General features: G+C 57.9%; 14 protein-coding genes and 1 pseudogene. 11 read left to right on the top strand and 4 right to left on the bottom strand.

Features of this window, described 5'->3' with window-relative positions; translation table 11 throughout:
• The first annotated feature begins 288 nt into the window (after positions 1–288).
• Positions 289–1,494 carry an MFS transporter gene (locus A7K61_RS26100; RefSeq protein ID WP_044273111.1) on the top strand — a complete coding sequence of 402 codons (1,206 nt, stop codon included), beginning with the start codon at positions 289–291 and terminating at the stop codon, positions 1,492–1,494.
• A gap of 126 nt (positions 1,495–1,620) precedes the next feature.
• On the opposite strand, the gene A7K61_RS26105 is transcribed toward A7K61_RS26100, so the two are convergent.
• Positions 1,621–2,985: a M10 family metallopeptidase C-terminal domain-containing protein gene (locus A7K61_RS26105; protein ID WP_069558659.1), complete on the bottom strand. Its 1,365-nt coding sequence runs from the start codon at positions 2,983–2,985 to the stop codon at positions 1,621–1,623.
• A 535-nt stretch (positions 2,986–3,520) separates the two neighbouring features.
• Between A7K61_RS26105 and A7K61_RS34100 the strand changes: the two genes are divergently transcribed.
• A complete protein-coding gene (locus A7K61_RS34100; RefSeq protein WP_069558660.1) occupies positions 3,521–4,225 on the top strand; it encodes a hypothetical protein in 705 nt (234 codons plus the stop codon).
• Between the two features lie 85 nt (positions 4,226–4,310).
• Here A7K61_RS34100 and A7K61_RS34320 read toward each other — a convergent pair.
• A pseudogene (locus A7K61_RS34320) lies at positions 4,311–5,297 on the bottom strand (M10 family metallopeptidase C-terminal domain-containing protein); the annotation flags it as partial.
• Between A7K61_RS34320 and A7K61_RS33945 the strand changes: the two are divergent.
• A complete protein-coding gene (locus A7K61_RS33945) occupies positions 5,232–5,459 on the top strand; it encodes a hypothetical protein (protein WP_032892664.1) in 228 nt (75 codons plus the stop codon). The pseudogene A7K61_RS34320 and the gene A7K61_RS33945 overlap by 66 nt on opposite strands.
• A 904-nt stretch (positions 5,460–6,363) precedes the next feature.
• On the opposite strand, the gene A7K61_RS26125 is transcribed toward A7K61_RS33945, so the two are convergent.
• Together A7K61_RS26125 and phnN are read right to left on the bottom strand one after the other, a co-directional pair.
• Positions 6,364–7,887 (bottom strand): M57 family metalloprotease, encoded by a 1,524-nt coding sequence (locus A7K61_RS26125; protein WP_069558661.1) that lies wholly within the window; start codon positions 7,885–7,887, stop codon positions 6,364–6,366.
• Between the two features lie 400 nt (positions 7,888–8,287).
• Positions 8,288–8,860: a phosphonate metabolism protein/1,5-bisphosphokinase (PRPP-forming) PhnN gene (gene phnN, locus A7K61_RS26130; protein ID WP_047710414.1), complete on the bottom strand. Its 573-nt coding sequence runs from the start codon at positions 8,858–8,860 to the stop codon at positions 8,288–8,290.
• Between the two features lie 343 nt (positions 8,861–9,203).
• On the opposite strand from phnN, the gene A7K61_RS26135 reads away from it, so the two are divergent.
• From A7K61_RS26135 to A7K61_RS26170, 8 genes are all read left to right on the top strand, one after another.
• Positions 9,204–10,637 (top strand): FAD-binding oxidoreductase, encoded by a 1,434-nt coding sequence (locus A7K61_RS26135; protein ID WP_044273104.1) that lies wholly within the window; start codon positions 9,204–9,206, stop codon positions 10,635–10,637.
• On the top strand, positions 10,634–11,494 hold the full coding sequence (locus A7K61_RS26140) for a HemK/PrmC family methyltransferase (protein ID WP_044273103.1): 861 nt from the start codon (positions 10,634–10,636) through the stop codon (positions 11,492–11,494). Before A7K61_RS26135 ends, A7K61_RS26140 begins: the two co-directional genes overlap by 4 nt.
• A 13-nt stretch (positions 11,495–11,507) precedes the next feature.
• A complete protein-coding gene (locus A7K61_RS26145) occupies positions 11,508–12,779 on the top strand; it encodes an aminotransferase class I/II-fold pyridoxal phosphate-dependent enzyme (protein WP_047710413.1) in 1,272 nt (423 codons plus the stop codon).
• A 45-nt stretch (positions 12,780–12,824) separates the two neighbouring features.
• Positions 12,825–13,160, top strand: coding sequence for a chorismate mutase (locus tag A7K61_RS26150; RefSeq protein ID WP_228391213.1), 336 nt, complete (start codon positions 12,825–12,827; stop codon positions 13,158–13,160).
• Complete coding sequence (gene pabB, locus A7K61_RS26155) at positions 13,157–15,226, top strand: aminodeoxychorismate synthase component I (RefSeq protein ID WP_044273101.1); 2,070 nt, start codon at positions 13,157–13,159, stop codon at positions 15,224–15,226. The genes A7K61_RS26150 and pabB overlap by 4 nt, the downstream gene beginning before the upstream one ends.
• Entirely contained in the window at positions 15,223–16,095 is an 873-nt protein-coding gene (locus A7K61_RS26160) for a prephenate dehydrogenase dimerization domain-containing protein (RefSeq protein ID WP_047710412.1), read from the top strand. Before pabB ends, A7K61_RS26160 begins: the two co-directional genes overlap by 4 nt.
• 139 nt (positions 16,096–16,234) lie before the next feature.
• The gene (locus A7K61_RS26165; protein ID WP_228391212.1) at positions 16,235–17,686 is read left to right on the top strand and encodes an MFS transporter; all 1,452 of its coding nucleotides are present in this window, start codon (positions 16,235–16,237) and stop codon (positions 17,684–17,686) included.
• A 472-nt stretch (positions 17,687–18,158) separates the two neighbouring features.
• Positions 18,159–18,434 carry a DUF6124 family protein gene (locus A7K61_RS26170; protein ID WP_044273098.1) on the top strand — a complete coding sequence of 92 codons (276 nt, stop codon included), beginning with the start codon at positions 18,159–18,161 and terminating at the stop codon, positions 18,432–18,434.
• The last annotated feature ends 82 nt before the right edge of the window (positions 18,435–18,516 follow it).

An 18,516-nucleotide genomic window follows, 5' to 3' on the forward strand; every position in this document is an offset into this window, starting at 1 on the left:
GGCCGTTACCGCAGCAATGGATATGTACCCAATCCAACTGTGTCGCCTGTCAGGCCGCCTTCGCGAGCAAGCCCGCTCCCACAGTTGGATTGCGGAGCGTCAGGTAGATAGGCGTCGACTGGCAGGCCGTCATCGCAGGCAAGCCAGCTCCCACTTTTTTTGCGTGAAACAGATGTGTCTGAATGTATCATCAGCCGACATAAGTGATATCACCACAAGCAACCTACTCACTTGCAGGCCTTGTCTTTACTCTCCCACCCCATCGTCCTTCGCCTTTATGAGTACACCATGAACGCAACCTCTCACGCTGCTGGCACCATGACCCGGGGCATGGTCATGCTGTTCGCGTTTTGCTGCGGCGCCATCGTCGCCAACATCTACTATGCGCAACCGATCATCGAGCTGATCGCCCCGGACATTGGCCTGACGCCAGCAATGGCCAGCCTGATCGTGTCCCTCACACAAATCGGCTATGCCCTGGGCCTGTTCTTTCTGGTGCCCCTGGGCGACCTGCTGGAAAACCGCAAGCTGATGATTGCCACCACCGTCGTGGCGATCGCCAGCCTGTTGGGTGCGGCGTTTATCGAACAGCCGAACCTGTTCTTGCTGGTATCGCTGCTGATCGGTTTCAGTTCCGTCTCGGTGCAGATCCTGATTCCGCTGGCCGCACACCTGGCGCCCGCCGAGTCTCGTGGCCGGGTGGTCGGCAGTATCATGGGCGGCCTGCTGCTGGGCATCCTGCTGGCACGGCCGGTGTCGAGCGTGGTGGCCGACCACTTCGGCTGGCGTGCGATGTTCATGGCGGCCGCGGCGCTGATGGCGTTTATCAGCGTGGTGCTGATGCTGACCATCCCCAAGCGCCAACCCGATCACAGTGCCAGCTACGGCCAGTTGCTGCATTCGCTGGGCACTCTGCTGCGAGAGCAGCCGCTGTTGCGCCAGCGGGCGTTCTACCAGGGTTGCATGTTCGCCGCCTTCAGCCTGTTCTGGACTGCCGCACCACTGGAACTGGCACGTAACCACGGCCTGAGCCAAAGCGAAATCGCACTGTTTGCCCTGGTCGGTGCCCTTGGCGCCATTGCCGCACCCATGGCCGGTCGCCTGGCCGATGCCGGCCATACCCACCGCGCCTCGCTGCTGGCGATGCTGTTTGGTGCGCTGAGCTTCCTGCCGGCGTGGGTGCACCCGCTCTACAGCGTGATCGGCCTGGCAGTCACCGGGGTGGTCCTGGATTTCTGCGTGCAGATGAACATGGTCCTCGGCCAACGCGCCATCTACGCCCTCGACGCCCACAGCCGCAGCCGTCTGAACGCGCTGTACATGACCAGCATCTTCATCGGCGGAGCATTCGGCTCGGCGATTGCCAGCAGCGTGTATGAACACGGCGGCTGGTTGGCTGTAATGCTGGTGGGCAGTGCATTTGCCCTGGTCGCCTTGTTGCGCTTCTTGAGTGCGTCACGTAAAGCCGCGTTGGGCACCGCGCAAGCGTCCTGACGGGTCATTGGCCCAACAAAAATTTTTCACAACGCACAAAGGGGCGGGACTTGATCAATCATTGATTAAGTCCCGCCCCGCCTTGCTTCAAGCAATGGCGACCGTCAAAGGTGCGCGATCACGTCGTTAGAGATAACCGCCATCTTTGATGTTGAGCCCAATGACATCTTCCGGGCTGATCATTCGGGTGCTTTTGATCAGGAAGTCGGTCTTGCCATCGCCATCCAGGTCGATCGCCAACAGGTAACGTCCCGACAGCGGATTGAACTTGATGATGGTGTCACCCGCCGCCCCGGTGTAGTTGTCGACGAAGTTCAACGTGACCTTGCCGTCGAGCGCCATTTGCGACAGATCGATCTTGTCTTGCCCGGTTTTGAAGTCCAGTAGCAAGTCGGCATTGGCACGGGTTGAATCGCTGAAGGCATTGAACTTGAAGGTGTTCCAACCCTCGCCGCCCACCAGCGTATCGGCCCCTGCACCACCGGTCAGTACGTTATCGGCGCTGTTACCAATGATGCGATCGTTACCGTGGCCCCCCACGGCATTTTCGATCACGGTCTTCTCGCCGATCCTGACGTTTTCCCTCATCCCGCCTACGCTGGACAGCGCACCACCGCGCAAGTCGATGATTTGATCCTGCTTGAAGCCAGAGAAATCAAAGGTGTCGTTCCCGCGCTGATCCCAGATATTGAATTTGGGTTTATCGGACGCTGACGTCAGGGTAGTTTCCAACCTGCCGGTATTCGAGTTGAACCCGTAGGTGGTGTCGTCAGTCCTGGTGTCGCCGCCTGCCTTGGGCCGTTCAACCACTGGCTCCTTGGTGCCGCTTGCTTTGGGCTGTTCAACCACGGGCTCCTTGGTGCCGCCTGCCTTGGGCTGTTCAACCACGGGCTCCTTGGTGCCGCTTGCCTTGGGCTGTTCAGCCACTGGCTCCTTGGTGCCGCTTGCCTTGGGCTGTTCAACCACGGGTTCCTTGGTGCCGCTTGCCTTGGGCTGTTCAACCACTGGCTCCTTGGTGCCGCCGCGTGGCTTTAGCCGATCAGTTAATGGCGTTTTGTAGCCGCTCGGCTTGGGCTTAGTCGTTACTGGCTTGGTATCGCCGTCCGAGATGGGCTGATCCGCTGCCGGTTTGGTTTCGCCGTTTGACTTGGGCTCAGCAGTGGGTTCGGTATCTGCCTGTGGCTTCGAATAGCACTGAGCCATTACCGCTTTGCCGGAATTAACGTCTCCCAGTTGAAGCAGTCCGGAGTTCAGGCTCAATCCATACATTCGCTGCTGGCCAGTGCGTTCACCTACCAGCGGAGCGGAAAGACTAAGTAACTTGGAACTTGTCGAGACGTGGTTTTCTGCTGCGGAGTTCGCACTGCCGTGAGAAGACTTAGCGGCTTCACTGCCTCCCTGGTTTCCAGGATGTGCCAGCGATGACGGCTGAGGAGTCACGCTCGGCGTAGGCATATAGTGGTTTGCAGCGGATGGATTGACATTAATCATAATTAAGTTTTCTCAGTTAGTTAAAAACAACAACACGACACTTCACAAGTAAGGCACCCATGAATTCTTAAATAGCCGGTCTCAAACATGCCCACTCAAACTTTCCAGCGAGCGTCATAAAACAGCCAAGTTATTACTGGTAGTCAGCACTTACGCTTGGCCTGATGTTTCACTCATAACAGCGATGGACTTGAATAGACTCAGCGCCCATCTGACATTGAATGGTTCCACCTTCAACCCCGCGCGGAAAACGCCGACTGATCAAAAGCCGACGCGTGCATCGCGCGGGACTGACCTGAATGGGTATTGAAGCCATAGGCCGGTCTTGAATTTCGAATGAAAGCTTTCGGCTCACAAGGATCTGTACGAGGGATGGGTCTGGGCTCACACGGAACCGGGCGTGGCTTCGGCTCACACAGATCCGGACGTGGCTGTGGCTCACACGGATCTGGACGTGGCTGCGGCTCACGCGGGGATGGTCGCGGCCTCGGTTCCCACGTAACTGGACGCGGCTTCGGTTCACACGGATCCGGACGTGGCTGTGGCTCACACGGGTCTGGACGTGGCTGCGGCTCGCGCGGGTATGGTCGCGGCTTCGGTTCAAACGGGTCCGGACGTGGCTGTGGCTCAGACGGGTCTGGACGTGGCTTCGGCTCACGTGGATCCGGACGTGGCTGTGGTTCACGCGGATCTGGACGCGGCTTCGGCTCACGTGGATCCGGACGTGGCTGTGGTTCACGCGGGTCTGGACGTGGCTTCGGTTCACGTGGATCCGGACGTGGCTGTGGTTCACGCGGATCTGGACGTGGCTTCGGTTCACGTGGATCCGGACGTGGCTGTGGTTCACGCGGGTCTGGACGTGGCTTCGGTTCACGTGGATCCGGACGTGGCTGTGGTTCACGCGGATTTGGACGTGGTTGCGGTTCACGTGGATCCGGGCGTGGCTTCGGCTCACACGGATCCGGGCGCGGCTTCGGCTCACACGGATCCGGACATGGCTTCGGCTCACACGGATCCGGGCGTGGCTTCAGCTCACACGGATCCGGACGCGGCTTCGGCTCACACGGATCCGGGCGCGGCTTCGGCTCACACGGATCCGGACGCGGCTTCGGTTCACACGGATCCGGACGTGGTTTCGGTTTTGACTCCTCCGGTTTTGGTTCCGGCTTGGGTTTGGGCTCCTCGGGTTGAGGACGCGGCGCAGGCTTGGGGTCTTTCGGTTCAGGGTTTGCCGTTGTAGTGTCGCCCTGCGCCAAAACATCGCCTGCTTTTATCTGGCCAAGGCTTTTGATTAATAGGTCTGCCTTACCGTTACCCGTGAGATCCAGGGCCAGACTCCCCTCGTTGCTACCCTGGTTGTAACTTATCACCGCCTGACCGGGTTGACCGGTTAAGCGTTCGACGAATTTAAGCGCACTGAGATCCGCCTGTTTCAGGACGGCGCGAACATCAATCTTGTCTGAGCCACTCTGAAAATCCAGAATGACGTCGGGATTATCCGGGGTGGAGTCACTGGCGTGATCATAAACGAAGGTATCTGCACCGCCCCCCCCAGACAACCGGTCTGCTCCCCCGCCTCCTTTGAGACGATTGGCAACAGCATTACCTATCAGGGCATCATTCCCTTTACCGCCCACTGCGTTCTCCAGTATGACGCCCTTGGCAACGGAGACATTACCCTTCAACGCGCCCACATCCGAAAAGGACTCGGCGTTGAGGTTGATTTTCTGATGCTGTGAATACCCGGAGAAATCCAGAGTGTCGTTGCCTCCCCCATCCCACACACAGAAAATAGAATTGTCATTCGCCGACTTCAAACTAAGCGCTTCACGGTTCGTATTGGAATTAAACCCATAGGTCGTGTCGGTATTGCGTGTTTTAGTATTCGCCCCATAAAGTTTCTGGGCAGCCGCTATGTCATCCATCATCGGCGCAGAGGGGTACAGCAATTTAAAGTCATGCCCGGGCTGATTTTTCTCCGAAAAGTAACTCATGACAGAACGCGCTTGAGTATCCCCGGCATACGTTGCATGACGTCCATAGTTACCGTTACCGTCATAGTTTCCCGGATGCTCCAACCCAAGGGCGTGGCCTAGTTCATGAACTAAAACCATACGAAAGAAATGCCCCGGTGACGGGTTCGCCCCCACATTCTGCGTTCCAATGTTTGCGGAAGTCTGGGTCATAGAGCGATGGGGAAGTGAAGCCACCCCTCCCGAGGAGTCGGGCATGTCATTGATATCAACATGGCCGTCACGATGCAGCGCTTTTTCGGTAAATGTCACGTTAGCGACATCCTGCCAGGACTGCATTGCCTGCCTGGCTTGCTCTGCCTGCTGTGGAGTGAAGCCCTTGGCGACGCGATAGGACAACGTGGTTTTGCCGTCACCGTTATTGTCATGAACCTTGTAACCGCCGCGGGTGAGCTGTTTCCCAGCCTGTTGCGAAGTGAACACCGGCTTTTTGCTGTTTAGCGTAGATACCTCAGCAGGGCCCTCAGGGCTGAAACTGCTCCCGGGATCCAGCGCGTGGGGCACACCAACATTAGTGGTGGATGGTCCTGGCATTCTCATAAACCAAAGTCCTCATAAAAATCAGACTCGAACGATAAAATTTAAAACATTCGAGATACCGATTCCGCCCAACAAGAGCAGCAGTAGTTATCGGCACCGCTTTAAATTCGCACACTCCCTAGCCGCAGGCCAGCGACGAATTAATTCAACTCGACACACTCTAAAATTTAAAAACACTTTGACCCGACAACCGAAAAACTCTGAAACCGCAGTAGCGGAACCACCGCCAGGCAAAAACGATAACCACCTGTTTTATATGAAAATAAAATTCCACAAACACGCTTATGGTCATTTTTATTGCAAAGCATTATTCACAATCAGACAAGACCCTGACCGTACAAAAACATATACCTGACTTAAAACTTTTAACGCGCCCTACACAACAGTTTGATTAAAGGGCGAATAGCAGAATAGGAAGTGAAGGAAAAAATCCACAGGTTGCATAGAGGGGTTTTATGTCTGGCCCTCAACGGTAATTCAAGGCACTGCAACAGCCGATCAGGCTGACCTCGCCGAAACGCAGTCATGAAAAACATGCGGATGCTACGGCCAATGAATAGCTGTGCAGAACGCGCGACGCGATTGCCCCATGGAAACAGGAAACAGGAAACAGGAAACAGGAAGGAATCACCGAGATAGCCTGGTGAAAAGCGCACCACATCAATATTAGCGTGTCTGGAAGGTAACGATGCTGCACGTGACGGGCAGGCTTGAACGCGATGCCGCGCACGTCCAAACCTGGATAGAAGGAAAGTTGGGTAACGGCTTTTAAAGCAGGAAGGTGGTCACTGATCGAAGCGTGGGCTCAGCTGAATATCGACCACACCTTGTTGAGGAACCCTTTGAACGACGAAAAAATTTTCTCGAAAAACCCTCCTCCGGGCCGAGGGGCCGGTTCAGGTTCAGGTTCGGGCTCAGGCTCGGGTTCAGTCGGCTCTGAAGTAGGCGCCGGGATGGGGTCCGAAACAGGAACGACAGGGGGGCTCGGCGTCGGCGTCACGGTCGGCGCTTGCCCGTTCCAGATCACGTCCGTCTGTTTGATCTGGCTTTGGCTGACCACCAGGAGGTCCGCCGAGCCATTGCCCGTCGTATCTACCGCCAATGTGAAACGACCGGTTTTCGGATCCTGGCCGAGCACGGCGTCCCCGGCTTGGCCGCTCAATCGTTCAGAGAAATTCAACGCTTTGAGCTCCGCCTCCTGAAGAACGCCGGTCAGGTCGATCTTGTCGATCCCGCTTTGGAAGTCCTGGATGATGTCAGGTTTTTGCGCGGTTGAATCGCTGGCACGGTGGTAGACAAAGGTGTCTGCCCCAGCGCCACCGAACAACGTGTCAGCCCCCCTGCCACCCGTAAGGCGATTATTGCCCTCGTTTCCCGTCAAAGTATCGTTGCCAGCACCGCCAATGGCGTTTTCCACCATGACGCCCTTGGCAATCGACACATTCCCGCGCAAGCCACCCACATCCGAAAACGCCTCGGCCTTGAGGTTAATGGTTTGGTTCTGGGTGAACCCGGAAAAATCGAGTGTGTCGTTACCCCCGCCATCCCAAACAGTGAAAATCGGTTTGTCACTCCCACGTTTAAGGCTGTAGACCTCCCGACCAGAATTGGAATTGAAACCGTAGGTAGTGTCGGTATTGCGGGTTTTGGTATTGGCGCCGTAAAGCCGCTGTGCTGCGGCGATATCGTCCATCATCGGTGCCGCTGGGCTGAGCCGGGCAAAATTGTGCCCGGGCTGATGGGTCTCTTCCCAATAACTCATGACACTGCGTGCCTTGGTGTCCTGGGCGTATTCGGCATTGCGTCCGTAATTGAAGCCCTGGCCATTGTATTTACCTGGATGGCTCAGCCCCAGGGTATGCCCCAGTTCATGGATCAACAAACCCAGGAAGTGGCTGCCCATTGTCGGGTTCTGCCCGCCCTGGGTGCCGATATTGGCCGGGACTTTCGCATAATGACCGTGAGGCAAGCCTGCCCAGCCTCCCGATCCCCCAGTCCCTTTGATAGTGATCGTGCCATCGGTGTTTGAGCCATTTTCAACAAATTGGATATTGGCAACATCGGCCCAGTATTGAAGGGCCTGCCTGGCTCGTTCTTTCTGAGCCGCATTAAACCCCCCGTCGAACTTGAAACCCACGACAACTTTGCCATCTTTATTACTGTCCCTAAACTTAGCGTCAGTGCGCGTAATATGCTTCGCCGCCTGGTCGGTGGTGAACGATCTTTTATTATTGGCCCAAAGAATAACTTGGTTCTCGTCAGCAGAGAAATGGGAGTGCGCCGTCTCTGGGACAGGCGACTGGAAAGACTGCCTAACTGGGATATGCATGGTGCTTGACTACTCTGAACAGTGAAATGACCCGTCCATGTATAGAAGTTATCGATGCTGACTGATCCGTTGTCGGCCCGATAAAGCTCCCATATAGAAAACACCTTCACCATCATAAATTGCTTGCAAGAAAACACTATAAACACGGCTGCAAAAAATCTGCACAAGTTTTATTCAGCGCCAGCCACCCACCCTTCATTAACCGCCATAAAACCCTGATGCGGCAGGCGTCATAAACTTGCACAACATTAATTTAATCGGGTCAATAATTAACTTTCAAACATCCAGCAACCCACTCAAACACATCAGAAAAAAATAAGCTTGGCGCCAGGGTTTTATCTGAGCGCTGGCATCACCACGCACTACATCAATGAGTTGCCCCAACCTACCGGGATTGGGGTCAGGCGCATACGCTATGCCCATGGTCCAGACAGCACAGCAAACGTTCGACGGTATGCGCCAGCGGGCCGGAATTATCCAGCACGAACAAACCCGCGCCGTGGCCTGCGATCAATTGGGCAGTAAACCGCGCATTGCGCGCCAGGCGCTCCTCGATGTCCGCCAACGACTCGCGCCCACGCGCAATCAGACGTTGGCGCAACACCGCTTGGTCCACCGTCAGCAGCAACACCAGCAAGGTCGGATATCGCTCGCGGGTCTGCGCCAGGTGGGCACGGGAGCCGTTTACCAGGACGTCGTCGCCAGCGGCCAGCCAATCGTCGATGTCCTTGGGGATACCGTAGGACAAGCCATTCGCCTGCCAGCTCAAGGCAAATGCGCCCTCGGCCTCCATCGCCGCGAACTGCTCGGGGCTCACCCCTTGCGCCGCTTCACCCACCGCCTCCGCCGACCGGGTGATCACCCGCCGCACCATGCGGCATCCACGCTCGACCAGGCGTGGGCGCGCGGCGTCCAGCAGGCTGTCCTTGCCCGAACCCGATGGCCCGATGAGATAGATCAACCTGCCCGCCATTCAAAACACCCTCTTCGCTTGTCTTCAGACCTGTAACGGCGCCCCGGTGTCAGTTCCCCGCGCGTCGAGCGTCGTAGGCGCGGGAAAGTATTTCCAGCCAACAGACCCTTGCAGGCCGGCGCCGGCCACATTACCCGAGTGTGACCCACCGCGCACCACGCGCGGTACCTGTACCCAGGCTTTCCGGGCTTGTTCGAGTAAGTATGTGAATTTGTAACAACGATACAACATGAAACAAATGCTCGATGGTCGCCCCTTCTCACAATCTATAAAAAGCTCAGCACGTTCCTACATGGGAATGTTTTTCATCCTACAGCTGACAGTTTAAACAAGGATCTAGAACATGGAGTTCGACGTAATTGTAGTAGGCGCAGGCGCCATTGGCGGTTCTATCGCGTATGAACTGAGTTCACGGGGCTTGAAGGTTTGCCGGGTCGGTGAGACCGCCCGAACCAACGCTGCATCCAAGGCAGCCGGTGCCATGAATGGCTGTTTTGGCGAAGTCACCAGCGGCCTGTTGGCCAGCGAGCATGGCCGCCTCAAACTCAATATGGACCGTCAGGCACAAGACCTCTGGCCCGCCTGGGCCGAACGCCTGGCCGCCGACTCCGGCATCAGCACCCCGCTGTTCAGTGCCAGCGGCACCCATGTGTTGCTCAACAGTGCCGGCATGGACGAAGTCGATACGGTCAACTACGAAGCCATCGAGCACACACTGCAAGCCTATGGGGAACAGTACGAAACCATTGATCCAAGAGCCATGGAATGGCTGGCACCGGATCATCTGGTACGTCCGCTGCGCGGGCTGTTTATCCCCAATGAACACGCCGTTGATTCGCACTTGCTACTGGAAAAGCTCGACGCCGCGCTGCTCGCCAACCATGGCACCTTGATCAATGAGAACGCCCGCCGGGTGATCGCCGAAGGCGCAGTCGCCACAGGGGTGGAGTTGCTCAGCGGTGAGGTGCTGTGGGGGAAAAAGGTGGTAGTGGCTGCCGGTGTTCAGTCTCTGGACCTGCTCAGCGAGTTCGACACGCTCGTCAACAAAATCCCACCGTTGTTCAGCGGATATGGCGTGTCCATTCTGGTCAAGCTGCCTGAGGGCATGGCGTTACCCCAATCGGTGATCCGCACCCCCAATCGCGCGTTTGCCTGTGGCCTGCATTGCGTGCCACGTGGTGACGGCGTGCTGTACCTGGGCGCGACCAATATCCTGTCCGAGCGCCCCAAGCACCATGCGCTGATTTCGGATGTACAGTTTTTGCTCGATTGCGCCGTCGACCAATTGAACCTTGACCTGCACAGTGCCGAAATTATTTCGATCCAGGTGGGCAACCGTCCCATTCCAGCCGACGGCTTCCCTCTGATCGGCGAATGCGGCATGCAAGGGCTGTGGCTGGCAACCGGGACATACCGTGATGGCCTGCACCAATCGCCGCTGCTGGCAGCCTACATCGCCGACTGTTTGACCGGCGTCAAGAGCACCGGCCTGGACTTGAGCACCTTCAACCCTGTGCGCGCCCCACTGACCGGGCTTGCTCGCGAGCTGACGGTTGGCGAAACCGTCAAGCAGATGTTTGCCACCGGTTATGAATATCGCTGGGACGTAAAACCTTACTGGCTGCCCATTCTCGATAAAGGACTGTCGAGCAATTACCAGCAACTGATCGATGAACTGCACCCCTCGTTCACTCCCCCTCCGGAGCTGGTCGCATTCTCCTACCTCTATGAGTCCATGCGCGTGAAGCTGGCGCAGTACTACAAGGAGTGGTCATGAGTCTGGGTAAACAGGAGCAGGAGGCGATCGCCCTGGCCCGCGTGCAGCTGGAAGCGGCCGGCGTGTGGGACCCGGACAATGACCTGGATAGCCTGGTCGATCGCTTTATCGTGCGTGCCGACAAACAGCGCGCACTGGATGAGTTCAGGCTGGCGGTCAGCGAGCGCTGCAATCGGATTCCGTTGGGGCATATTGTCGGCACGGTCGCGTTCGACGACCTGCCCCTGGTTGTGGGCAGCGGCGTATTTATTCCGCGCCCGCACAGCACGGTGATTCATAAGTGGCTGGACGATGCCCGACTGGCGACGGGAACCTGCGTGCTGGACCTATGCGCCGGCAGCGGCGCCATTGGCCTGGCCATCGCCCGGCGCCGGCCAGACCTGCGGGTGACCTGCGTGGAGTTTGAAGACGTGGCTGTCCACTACCTCAAACGCAATATCGCCCGGTTGGCCACCCACGACGTGCATGTCAACGCGATGCAGGCGGATATCCGTGAAACCCCTGCATTCGCTGGCTTCAAGCACCAGGTCGGGCTGATTGTCGCCAACCCGCCGTACGTTCCTAGGCAAACGCAGTTACAGCCCGAATGGGGCAGCCATCATCCCTCGGCGGCCGTCTATTCAGGTGCCGATGGCCTGGACCTGACACGGCACATCATCGCCTTGGCGACCACTTTGCTGACACCTGAGGGATGGCTGGTGATCGAACACGGCGAGGATCAAGCATTCGCCGTTCGTGAGTTGTTCCAACAGCACCACTTGCTTGACGTCAGCACTGTGATTGACCGTGAGTCATCAGACACCACAGGCACGTCCGTCATGACCGTGGGCCGCTTATCGAACGCTGTTCAAGCATAGGAGTTTTTAAGCCATGGATGCACACACCAAACCAGACTGGATGACCATTCGCCGCGACAACACCACCAGCGCCCTGGAGAGTGCCTATGCGGAGGGCCTCACGGGCCTCACCGTCGCGAGCCGTGAAGGCAAGCGCATCACCCTGGCGCAGGGCGGCACGTTCACCGAGTTCGTTTCCTGTTCTTATCTGGGCCTGGAAACCCATCCTGCACTGATCGACGCGGCGCACCAGGCACTGGGCACCTTTGGCCTGCACCTGTCCTCGTCACGCAGTGCCATGCGCCCGGTCTATTTGCCAGAACTGGAGTCGCTGCTCAGCCGCGTCTATAAAGGCTGCGGTGTCAGCGTGTTCACCTCCACCAGCAGCGTGCACCTTGGCGTACTGCCACTGTTGGGCAGCAATTCGCTCAAGGGCTATCCGATCAAAAAGCGCGCCCACTGGTTGATCGATAAAACCGCTCACGCCTCGATGCAGGTGCTGCGCGGCATTCTGCAGCAGTTTGGTGAAGTGTCCCGTGTCGAGGCCACCGATCCGGAGTCGATGAGCGTGGCCTTGAAACACTGCGCTGATCGCCAGGAAACGCCGATTCTGTTGATCGACGGTATCGGCTCGATGAGCGGCCTGGTGCCCATCGCGCACCTCGCGCGCCAACTGGCGGACGCCGCAGGCTACCTGTATGTGGATGATGCCCACGGCATCTCGATCGCAGGGCGTCATGGTGCTGGCTACGCCCTGGCGGCGGTAGATAACCAGTTGCCGCACAACATGATCCTGGCCGGTTCTTTGTCCAAGGCCTTTGGCGGAGCGGGCGGGTTTGTGGTGGTGAGTGACCCGCGGGATATCCCGTCGATACACACACTGGCCAACCCCCTGGTGTTCGGTCACTCGATCATGGTGCCAATGCTGGCCGCCAACGTGGCGGCCGCGAAGATTCACCTGAGCGACGAAATAGACGGCCTGCAAGACCGCCTGTGGAGCAACGTGCGCCTGTTTGATTCGCTGACCCACAATCGCCTGCTCAACGCCGGGGTTCAATCCCCGGTCAGGGGCGCATTTTTCGAAACCGAAGAAGACGGCCTGCAAGCCTGCCGGATCCTGCGCGACCACGGCATCCTCATGTTCCCGGTGTTCTACCCTATCATCGCCAAGGGAAAAGCCATGCTGCGCTTCGCCTTTTCGGCCAGCCACGGCGATCACGATATCCGGCAACTGGCCCAAGCCTTGAACGAGCTCACCCGTGCAGGCTTATGGAACGCCACTGCGCTACCCGAGGCCACCGCCTGACCCTTCACACACCCGCACTACGTCGTACACATCAAAGGAATGAATATGACACGGCACCAGCAAATTTCACGTGCAACTCCGTCCACCATCCTGCAACCCATGCGGGATCAGTTGGACCGGATCAACACCCACTTGGTCGACCTGCTTGGCGAACGCATGAGCGTGTGCATGGAGATCGCCGAACTCAAGGCGGCCCATGACATCCCCATGATGCAGCCCAAACGTATCGTTCAAGTGATGGATCAGCTCGCAAGCCACGCCTCGAAAGTCGGCTTGAGGCCCGATTACGTTCAGTCGGTGTTCAAGCTGATCATCGAGGAAACCTGCAACCAGGAAGAGCGGTTGATTCAGCAGCGCCTGGGCCAGGGGCAGCGCTCATGAAAATATTGCTGATTGATAATTTTGACTCCTTCACTCAGAACATCGCCCAATACCTGTACGAGGTCACAGGTGTGTGCGTCGATATCGTCACCAACAGCGTGGCGTACGAACACCTGCACATTGAACAATACGATGCCGTAGTGCTTTCACCGGGCCCTGGGCACCCGGGCGAGTACCTGGATTTTGGCGTGTGCGGGCAGGTTATCCTGCGCTCCCCGGTACCCTTGCTCGGCATTTGCCTGGGGCACCAGGGTATCGCCCAATTCCTTGGCGGAACCGTCGGCCACGCGCCCAACCCGGTGCACGGCTACCGCAGTAAAATCCAGCACGCCGGCAGTGGTTTGTTCCGCGACCTGCCAGAGCAGTTTGAAGTGGTGCGCTACCACTCCCTGATGTGTACCCATCTGCCTGAGGAGCTGCGCTGCACGGCGTGGACGGAGGAAGGTGTGGTGATGGCGATCGAGCACCAAAGCCGTCCGATCTGGGGCGTCCAGTTCCATCCTGAGTCCATCGACTCGGAGTATGGGCATGCGCTGCTCAGTAACTTCATCCGCATGGCACTCGAGCACAATGGGCGCCAGCGCGTGCCGACGCGACAGAGCCCGGCCAGTGCTCAATCGGCCAAGGAGCACTACGTCGCGGTAGGCGGTTTGCTCAACCTGCAATTGGCCTATCGAGTCCATTCGGCTGCGTGCGATCCATTGGCGCTGTTCACCACGCTTTATGCCAATGATCAGCATGCTTTCTGGCTCGACAGCGAAAAATCCGAACGGCCCAACGCGCGCTATTCAATCATGGGCAGCGGCCAGGCCCAAGGGGCTATTCGCCTAACCTATGACGTCAACAGCGAAACCCTCACACTTGAAGGCCCCAAAGGCAGCAGGCATGTGGCAGGTGATTTCTTCACCCTGCTCGGCCAGCTCATCGAATCGGTCAACGTGGCAGTCCCGCAATACCTTCCGTTTGAATTCAAGGGTGGTTTTGTCGGGTACCTGGGGTATGAACTCAAGGCCCTGACCGGCGGGAACAAGGTCTATCGCTCCGGGCAACCGGATGCCGGCTTTATGTTGGCGCCGCATTTCTTCGTCTTCGACCACCATGACCAAAAGGTCTACGAGTGCCTGTTAAGCGCGACGGGCCAACCCCCGCAGTGGCCGACGTTGCTGACCTCAATGCCAGCACCTCAGAGCACCACGAACACACGGCGTTTTGTCCCCGGTGCAGTGAATGAACTTGAGCTATCACTCGAAGACAGCCCCGACAGTTACATCCGTAAGGTCAAGCAGTCGCTGCAATACATCACCGATGGTGAATCCTATGAAATATGCCTGACCAACCGCGCGCGAATGAGCTACGACGGCGCGCCCCTCGCAGCCTATCGGAGAATGCGCGAAGCAAGCCCAGTACCTTATGGGGCTTACCTTTGCTTCGACAGCTTCAGCGTGCTGAGCGCATCACCCGAGACCTTTTTGAGAATCGATGAAGGCGGCCTGATCGAGTCCCGCCCCATCAAGGGCACCCGTGCACGCAGCAAAGACGCTGAGCAAGATCAGCGCCTGCGAGATGACTTGCACGCCTCGACCAAAGATCGCGCCGAGAACCTGATGATTGTCGATCTGGTACGCCATGATCTGAACCGCGTGTGCCGTTCAGGGAGTGTGCATGTGCCGAATATTTTCGCCGTGGAGAGTTTTTCCTCGGTACACCAGCTCGTCTCTACGGTACGTGGACATCTACGCAGCGACATCTCGTCAATGGAGGCCATCAGAGCGTGCTTTCCGGGAGGCTCAATGACCGGTGCGCCGAAAAAGCGCACGATGGAAATCATCGATGGGCTGGAGACCTGTGCACGGGGTGTTTATTCCGGAGCGCTGGGCTGGATCTCCTTCAATGGCAGCGCGGAACTGAGCATCGTCATCCGCACAGCGGTATTGCATAAACAACAGGCTGAGTTCGGCATTGGTGGCGCCATCGTCGCCCACTCCGACCCGAAAGAAGAACTTGAAGAGACGCTAGTCAAGGCCAGCGTGCCGTACTACAGCTTTTGCGCAGGGAGCGACACATGAATACCCAAGCAGTAGTCGTATTAGGAGGCGCTGGCCTCATCGGCTCACTGATCAGCCGTATTCTCAAGCAATACGGATACATCGTGCGCGTCGTGGATCGCCGTCCGCCGGATTTCGACTGTGAGTTTCACGAAATGGACGTGACTCAACCGTTCAATCATTCAGGGGCTGTTTTTCGCGACGCCATCGCCGTGGTGTTCGCTCTGCCTGAAAGCGTCGCGGTCAGCGCGATTGCCTGGGTGACCCGGTGCTTGCCTTCAGACGCGGTAATGATCCCCACCTGCTCGGTGCAGGGCCCCTTTTTCAAAGCACTGAAAGCAGCGGCGCCGCAGCAAAGGTTTGTGGGCGTCAACCCCATGTTTTCGCCCAAGTTGTCCGTCCAGGGGCGCACGGTGGCGGTCTGCGTGGAAGACGTGCAAACCCCGCAATCCTTCATCGAACGGCATTTGATGGAGGCCGGGATGAAGGTCCGTCGAATGACGCCCGCCGCGCATGATGAGCTGATGGCCCTGTGTCAGGCCTTGCCCCATGCAGCCATTCTCGGATTCGGCATGGCCCTGGCCCAATCTTCGGTCGACCTGGACATCGTGGCAGAGGTCATGCCGCCGCCCATGCGTACCATGATGGCGCTGCTGTCGCGCATCCTGGTCAACCCGCCCGAGGTGTATTGGGACATACAACTGGAAAACGACCAGGCGACCGCTCAGCGTGAAGCGCTGGTGCAGGGCCTGGAGCGCCTGCAGGAAAACATCGTGGAGCAGGACTATGAGCGCTTCAGAAGCGATTTACAGAGTGTTTCAAAGGTCTTGGGCAAACGCTTGAATGCAGGCGCCGTAGACTGCCAGCATCTGTTTTCATTGCTGAACTGAACGATGACCTCGCCAGGGAATGGCGAGGTGTTTTTTCACAACTCGCCACTTTTCCAAGAAGGAGCCGGTGATGTCTTTAGCGGCTGATGAAGTAACACAACAACCACGCTCACGCCGGTGGTTGGCGCTCGCAATATTGATGCTGCCAGTCTTGCTGGTGACCGTGGATAACACCGTGCTGGGTTTTGCCCTGCCCAAAATCGCCGAGGCCCTGCACCCCAGTGCCAGCCAGCAATTGTGGATGATCGATGCCTACTCACTGGTGCTGGCAGGGTTGCTCATTTCCATGGGTAGCCTGGGTGATCGCAAAGGCCATCGCAAACTCCTGCTGATCGGCTCACTGGGGTTTACCCTGGTGTCGGTGATGACCGCTTATTCCAGCACCGCCACGCAGCTGGTCGCGGGACGGGCGTGCATGGGGATCTTCGGGGCAATGTTGATGCCGTCAACGTTGGCGTTGATTCGCTCAGTGTTCGACGACCGGGAAGAGCGTCGCCTGGCCGTGGCGATCTGGGCAACCACCTTGACCGTCGGTTCTGCGCTTGGGCCATTGGTCGGCGGCATACTGCTGGAGTTCTTCAACTGGGGGTCGATTTTTCTCCTGGCCGTGCCGGTGCTGGTGCCTCTGTTGATCCTCGGCCCCTGGCTGCTGCCTGAGTCCGAGCCGGACGCCTCGGGGCCGATGGATGTCATCAGCATTGTGCTCTCGATGGTCGCCCTCAGTGCCCTGGTGTACAGCATCAAGCATGTCGCCAGCGAAGGGCCGGATGCCTGGGCACTGGCGACACTGGCCGTTGCAATCGTGAGCGGCTGGCAATTCGTACGCCGTCAGTTGCACCTCCCTACCCCCTTGATGGACCTGAGCCTGTTTCGCAACAAGACGTTCAGCGGCTCGGTGACCATTAACCTGATGAGCCTGGCCTTCCTGATCGGTTTCGTGTTCTTTGCCACGCAATTGCTGCAAATCGTCCTGGGCATGTCGCCCTTGAACGCCAGCCTGGCGCTGATACCGGGCCAGCTCATGGCGATTGTGGTGGGGATCCTGATAGTCCCGATCGCCCAGCGCGTATCGGTCAATGTCCTGATTCCCATCCTGCTGGCCTTCACGGCCGGCGCGTTTTTGCTGGTCGCCAGCCTCGGCAGCAGTTTGACGGTGATCGTGGTTGCGTTTGCCTTGTTGAACATTGGCGTGGGTGCCATCGCCACGGTCTCTAACGACGTGATCCTGTCGGCCGCACCGGCCAACAAGGCAGGAGCCGCGTCAGCCATCAGCGAAACGGCCTATGAAGTCGGGGTAGTACTCGGCACCACCGTGCTCGGTGGCCTGGTGACGGCGTACTACCGCGGCACGCTGCACCTACCGGACTTCTTGACCCCGGTGCAAATGCACCTGGCAAGCGAAACCTTGGCAGGCGCCCATGCAATTTCGGCCACCCTGGCTCACGACCAGGCCAGTGAAGTCATGGGCAACGCTATACAGGCATTTGTCGCAGGGACTCAACTGATGGCCTGGGCCACCTTCAGCTTGGCGGTGCTGGCCATTGTCATCGCCCGGCGCACATTGAAGGCACAGGAGGCAGCGTCGGTGTGAGGCGGGTTGTGGCGGGCGAACGCATATGAGCGCACCGCAATTTTGATTGAGAGCTTTAACTGTCCGGTCCCGATACAGATGTGAGCATTAGTCAGGACTGGACACCCACCCATAAGGCTGGCACGTCAATGCTGACCAAAAGGCGAAGGAGCGCCCAGCAACGTGGCAGCAGGTTCAAACCCAGAGTTTAATGGGACTTTTCCTACGATCTATGTGGCTTGCAGTTGCTATAACGCATCGTTAGCCTTTCGCAGTCGCTGCTCATCAGCGATCAGGCTTGGTCGCCTGGATTAGAATGGCGCACGGTGCCGCGCAAGCGGCATTATTGTGTTCGCGTTATGGCGAGCTGTGCGTGGGAGGGCTTCGGGCCCTGCCGGGTTTCCATTCCCTGGTCGACCAACCTGCGTACAGCTCGCCACCCTTCTGCTTGGTCGCGGAGATGGTGAGCTCCAACTGAATGGAGATTTACTGCATGAAAAAAGTCACCCCAAATCCCCCGCCATATCCCTCGGATGACACCCCACACACCCCACCCAATCTCATCTTCACTGTCCGTCCAGGTCTCAGCACCGAAGCTGCCCTGAGCAACGCCAGCGAAATGCTGGAATCGGCGACTGTGTGTGCGTACGACTGTGCAGAACATCTGGACGGATCAGGCCGCAAGCAGGTGCTGGCGGTGGTACAGATGATTGAGATTGCGCAGTTGTTAGTGGATGAGGTGCTGAACCGAGAGTGTCCCGTGGCTTGATCGCTAAGGAGGTTGGCTTGCGTGGAATTATTTACCCAACAGGGTAGCGACCAGCGGTAACTACGATGCGAAGCGAGTCGCT

This window comes from Pseudomonas sp. AP42, assembly GCF_001728935.1.
In the GTDB taxonomy this organism is placed as follows: domain Bacteria; phylum Pseudomonadota; class Gammaproteobacteria; order Pseudomonadales; family Pseudomonadaceae; genus Aquipseudomonas; species Aquipseudomonas lactis.

Excerpts from the sequence above, each read along its gene's own strand:
- A7K61_RS26145 (WP_047710413.1), top strand. The coding sequence starts at position 11,508 with ATGGATGCACACACCAAACCAGACTGGATGACCATTCGCCGCGACAAC.
- phnN (WP_047710414.1), bottom strand. The coding sequence starts at position 8,860 with ATGGCGGGCAGGTTGATCTATCTCATCGGGCCATCGGGTTCGGGCAAG.
- A7K61_RS26105 (WP_069558659.1), bottom strand. The coding sequence starts at position 2,985 with ATGATTAATGTCAATCCATCCGCTGCAAACCACTATATGCCTACGCCG.
- A7K61_RS33945 (WP_032892664.1), top strand. The coding sequence starts at position 5,232 with ATGGCCGTCACGATGCAGCGCTTTTTCGGTAAATGTCACGTTAGCGAC.
- A7K61_RS26135 (WP_044273104.1), top strand. The coding sequence starts at position 9,204 with ATGGAGTTCGACGTAATTGTAGTAGGCGCAGGCGCCATTGGCGGTTCT.
- pabB (WP_044273101.1), top strand. The coding sequence starts at position 13,157 with ATGAAAATATTGCTGATTGATAATTTTGACTCCTTCACTCAGAACATC.
- A7K61_RS26140 (WP_044273103.1), top strand. The coding sequence starts at position 10,634 with ATGAGTCTGGGTAAACAGGAGCAGGAGGCGATCGCCCTGGCCCGCGTG.
- A7K61_RS26165 (WP_228391212.1), top strand. The coding sequence starts at position 16,235 with ATGCTGCCAGTCTTGCTGGTGACCGTGGATAACACCGTGCTGGGTTTT.
- A7K61_RS26150 (WP_228391213.1), top strand. The coding sequence starts at position 12,825 with ATGACACGGCACCAGCAAATTTCACGTGCAACTCCGTCCACCATCCTG.
- A7K61_RS26125 (WP_069558661.1), bottom strand. The coding sequence starts at position 7,887 with ATGCATATCCCAGTTAGGCAGTCTTTCCAGTCGCCTGTCCCAGAGACG.
- A7K61_RS26170 (WP_044273098.1), top strand. The coding sequence starts at position 18,159 with ATGAAAAAAGTCACCCCAAATCCCCCGCCATATCCCTCGGATGACACC.
- A7K61_RS26160 (WP_047710412.1), top strand. The coding sequence starts at position 15,223 with ATGAATACCCAAGCAGTAGTCGTATTAGGAGGCGCTGGCCTCATCGGC.
- A7K61_RS26100 (WP_044273111.1), top strand. The coding sequence starts at position 289 with ATGAACGCAACCTCTCACGCTGCTGGCACCATGACCCGGGGCATGGTC.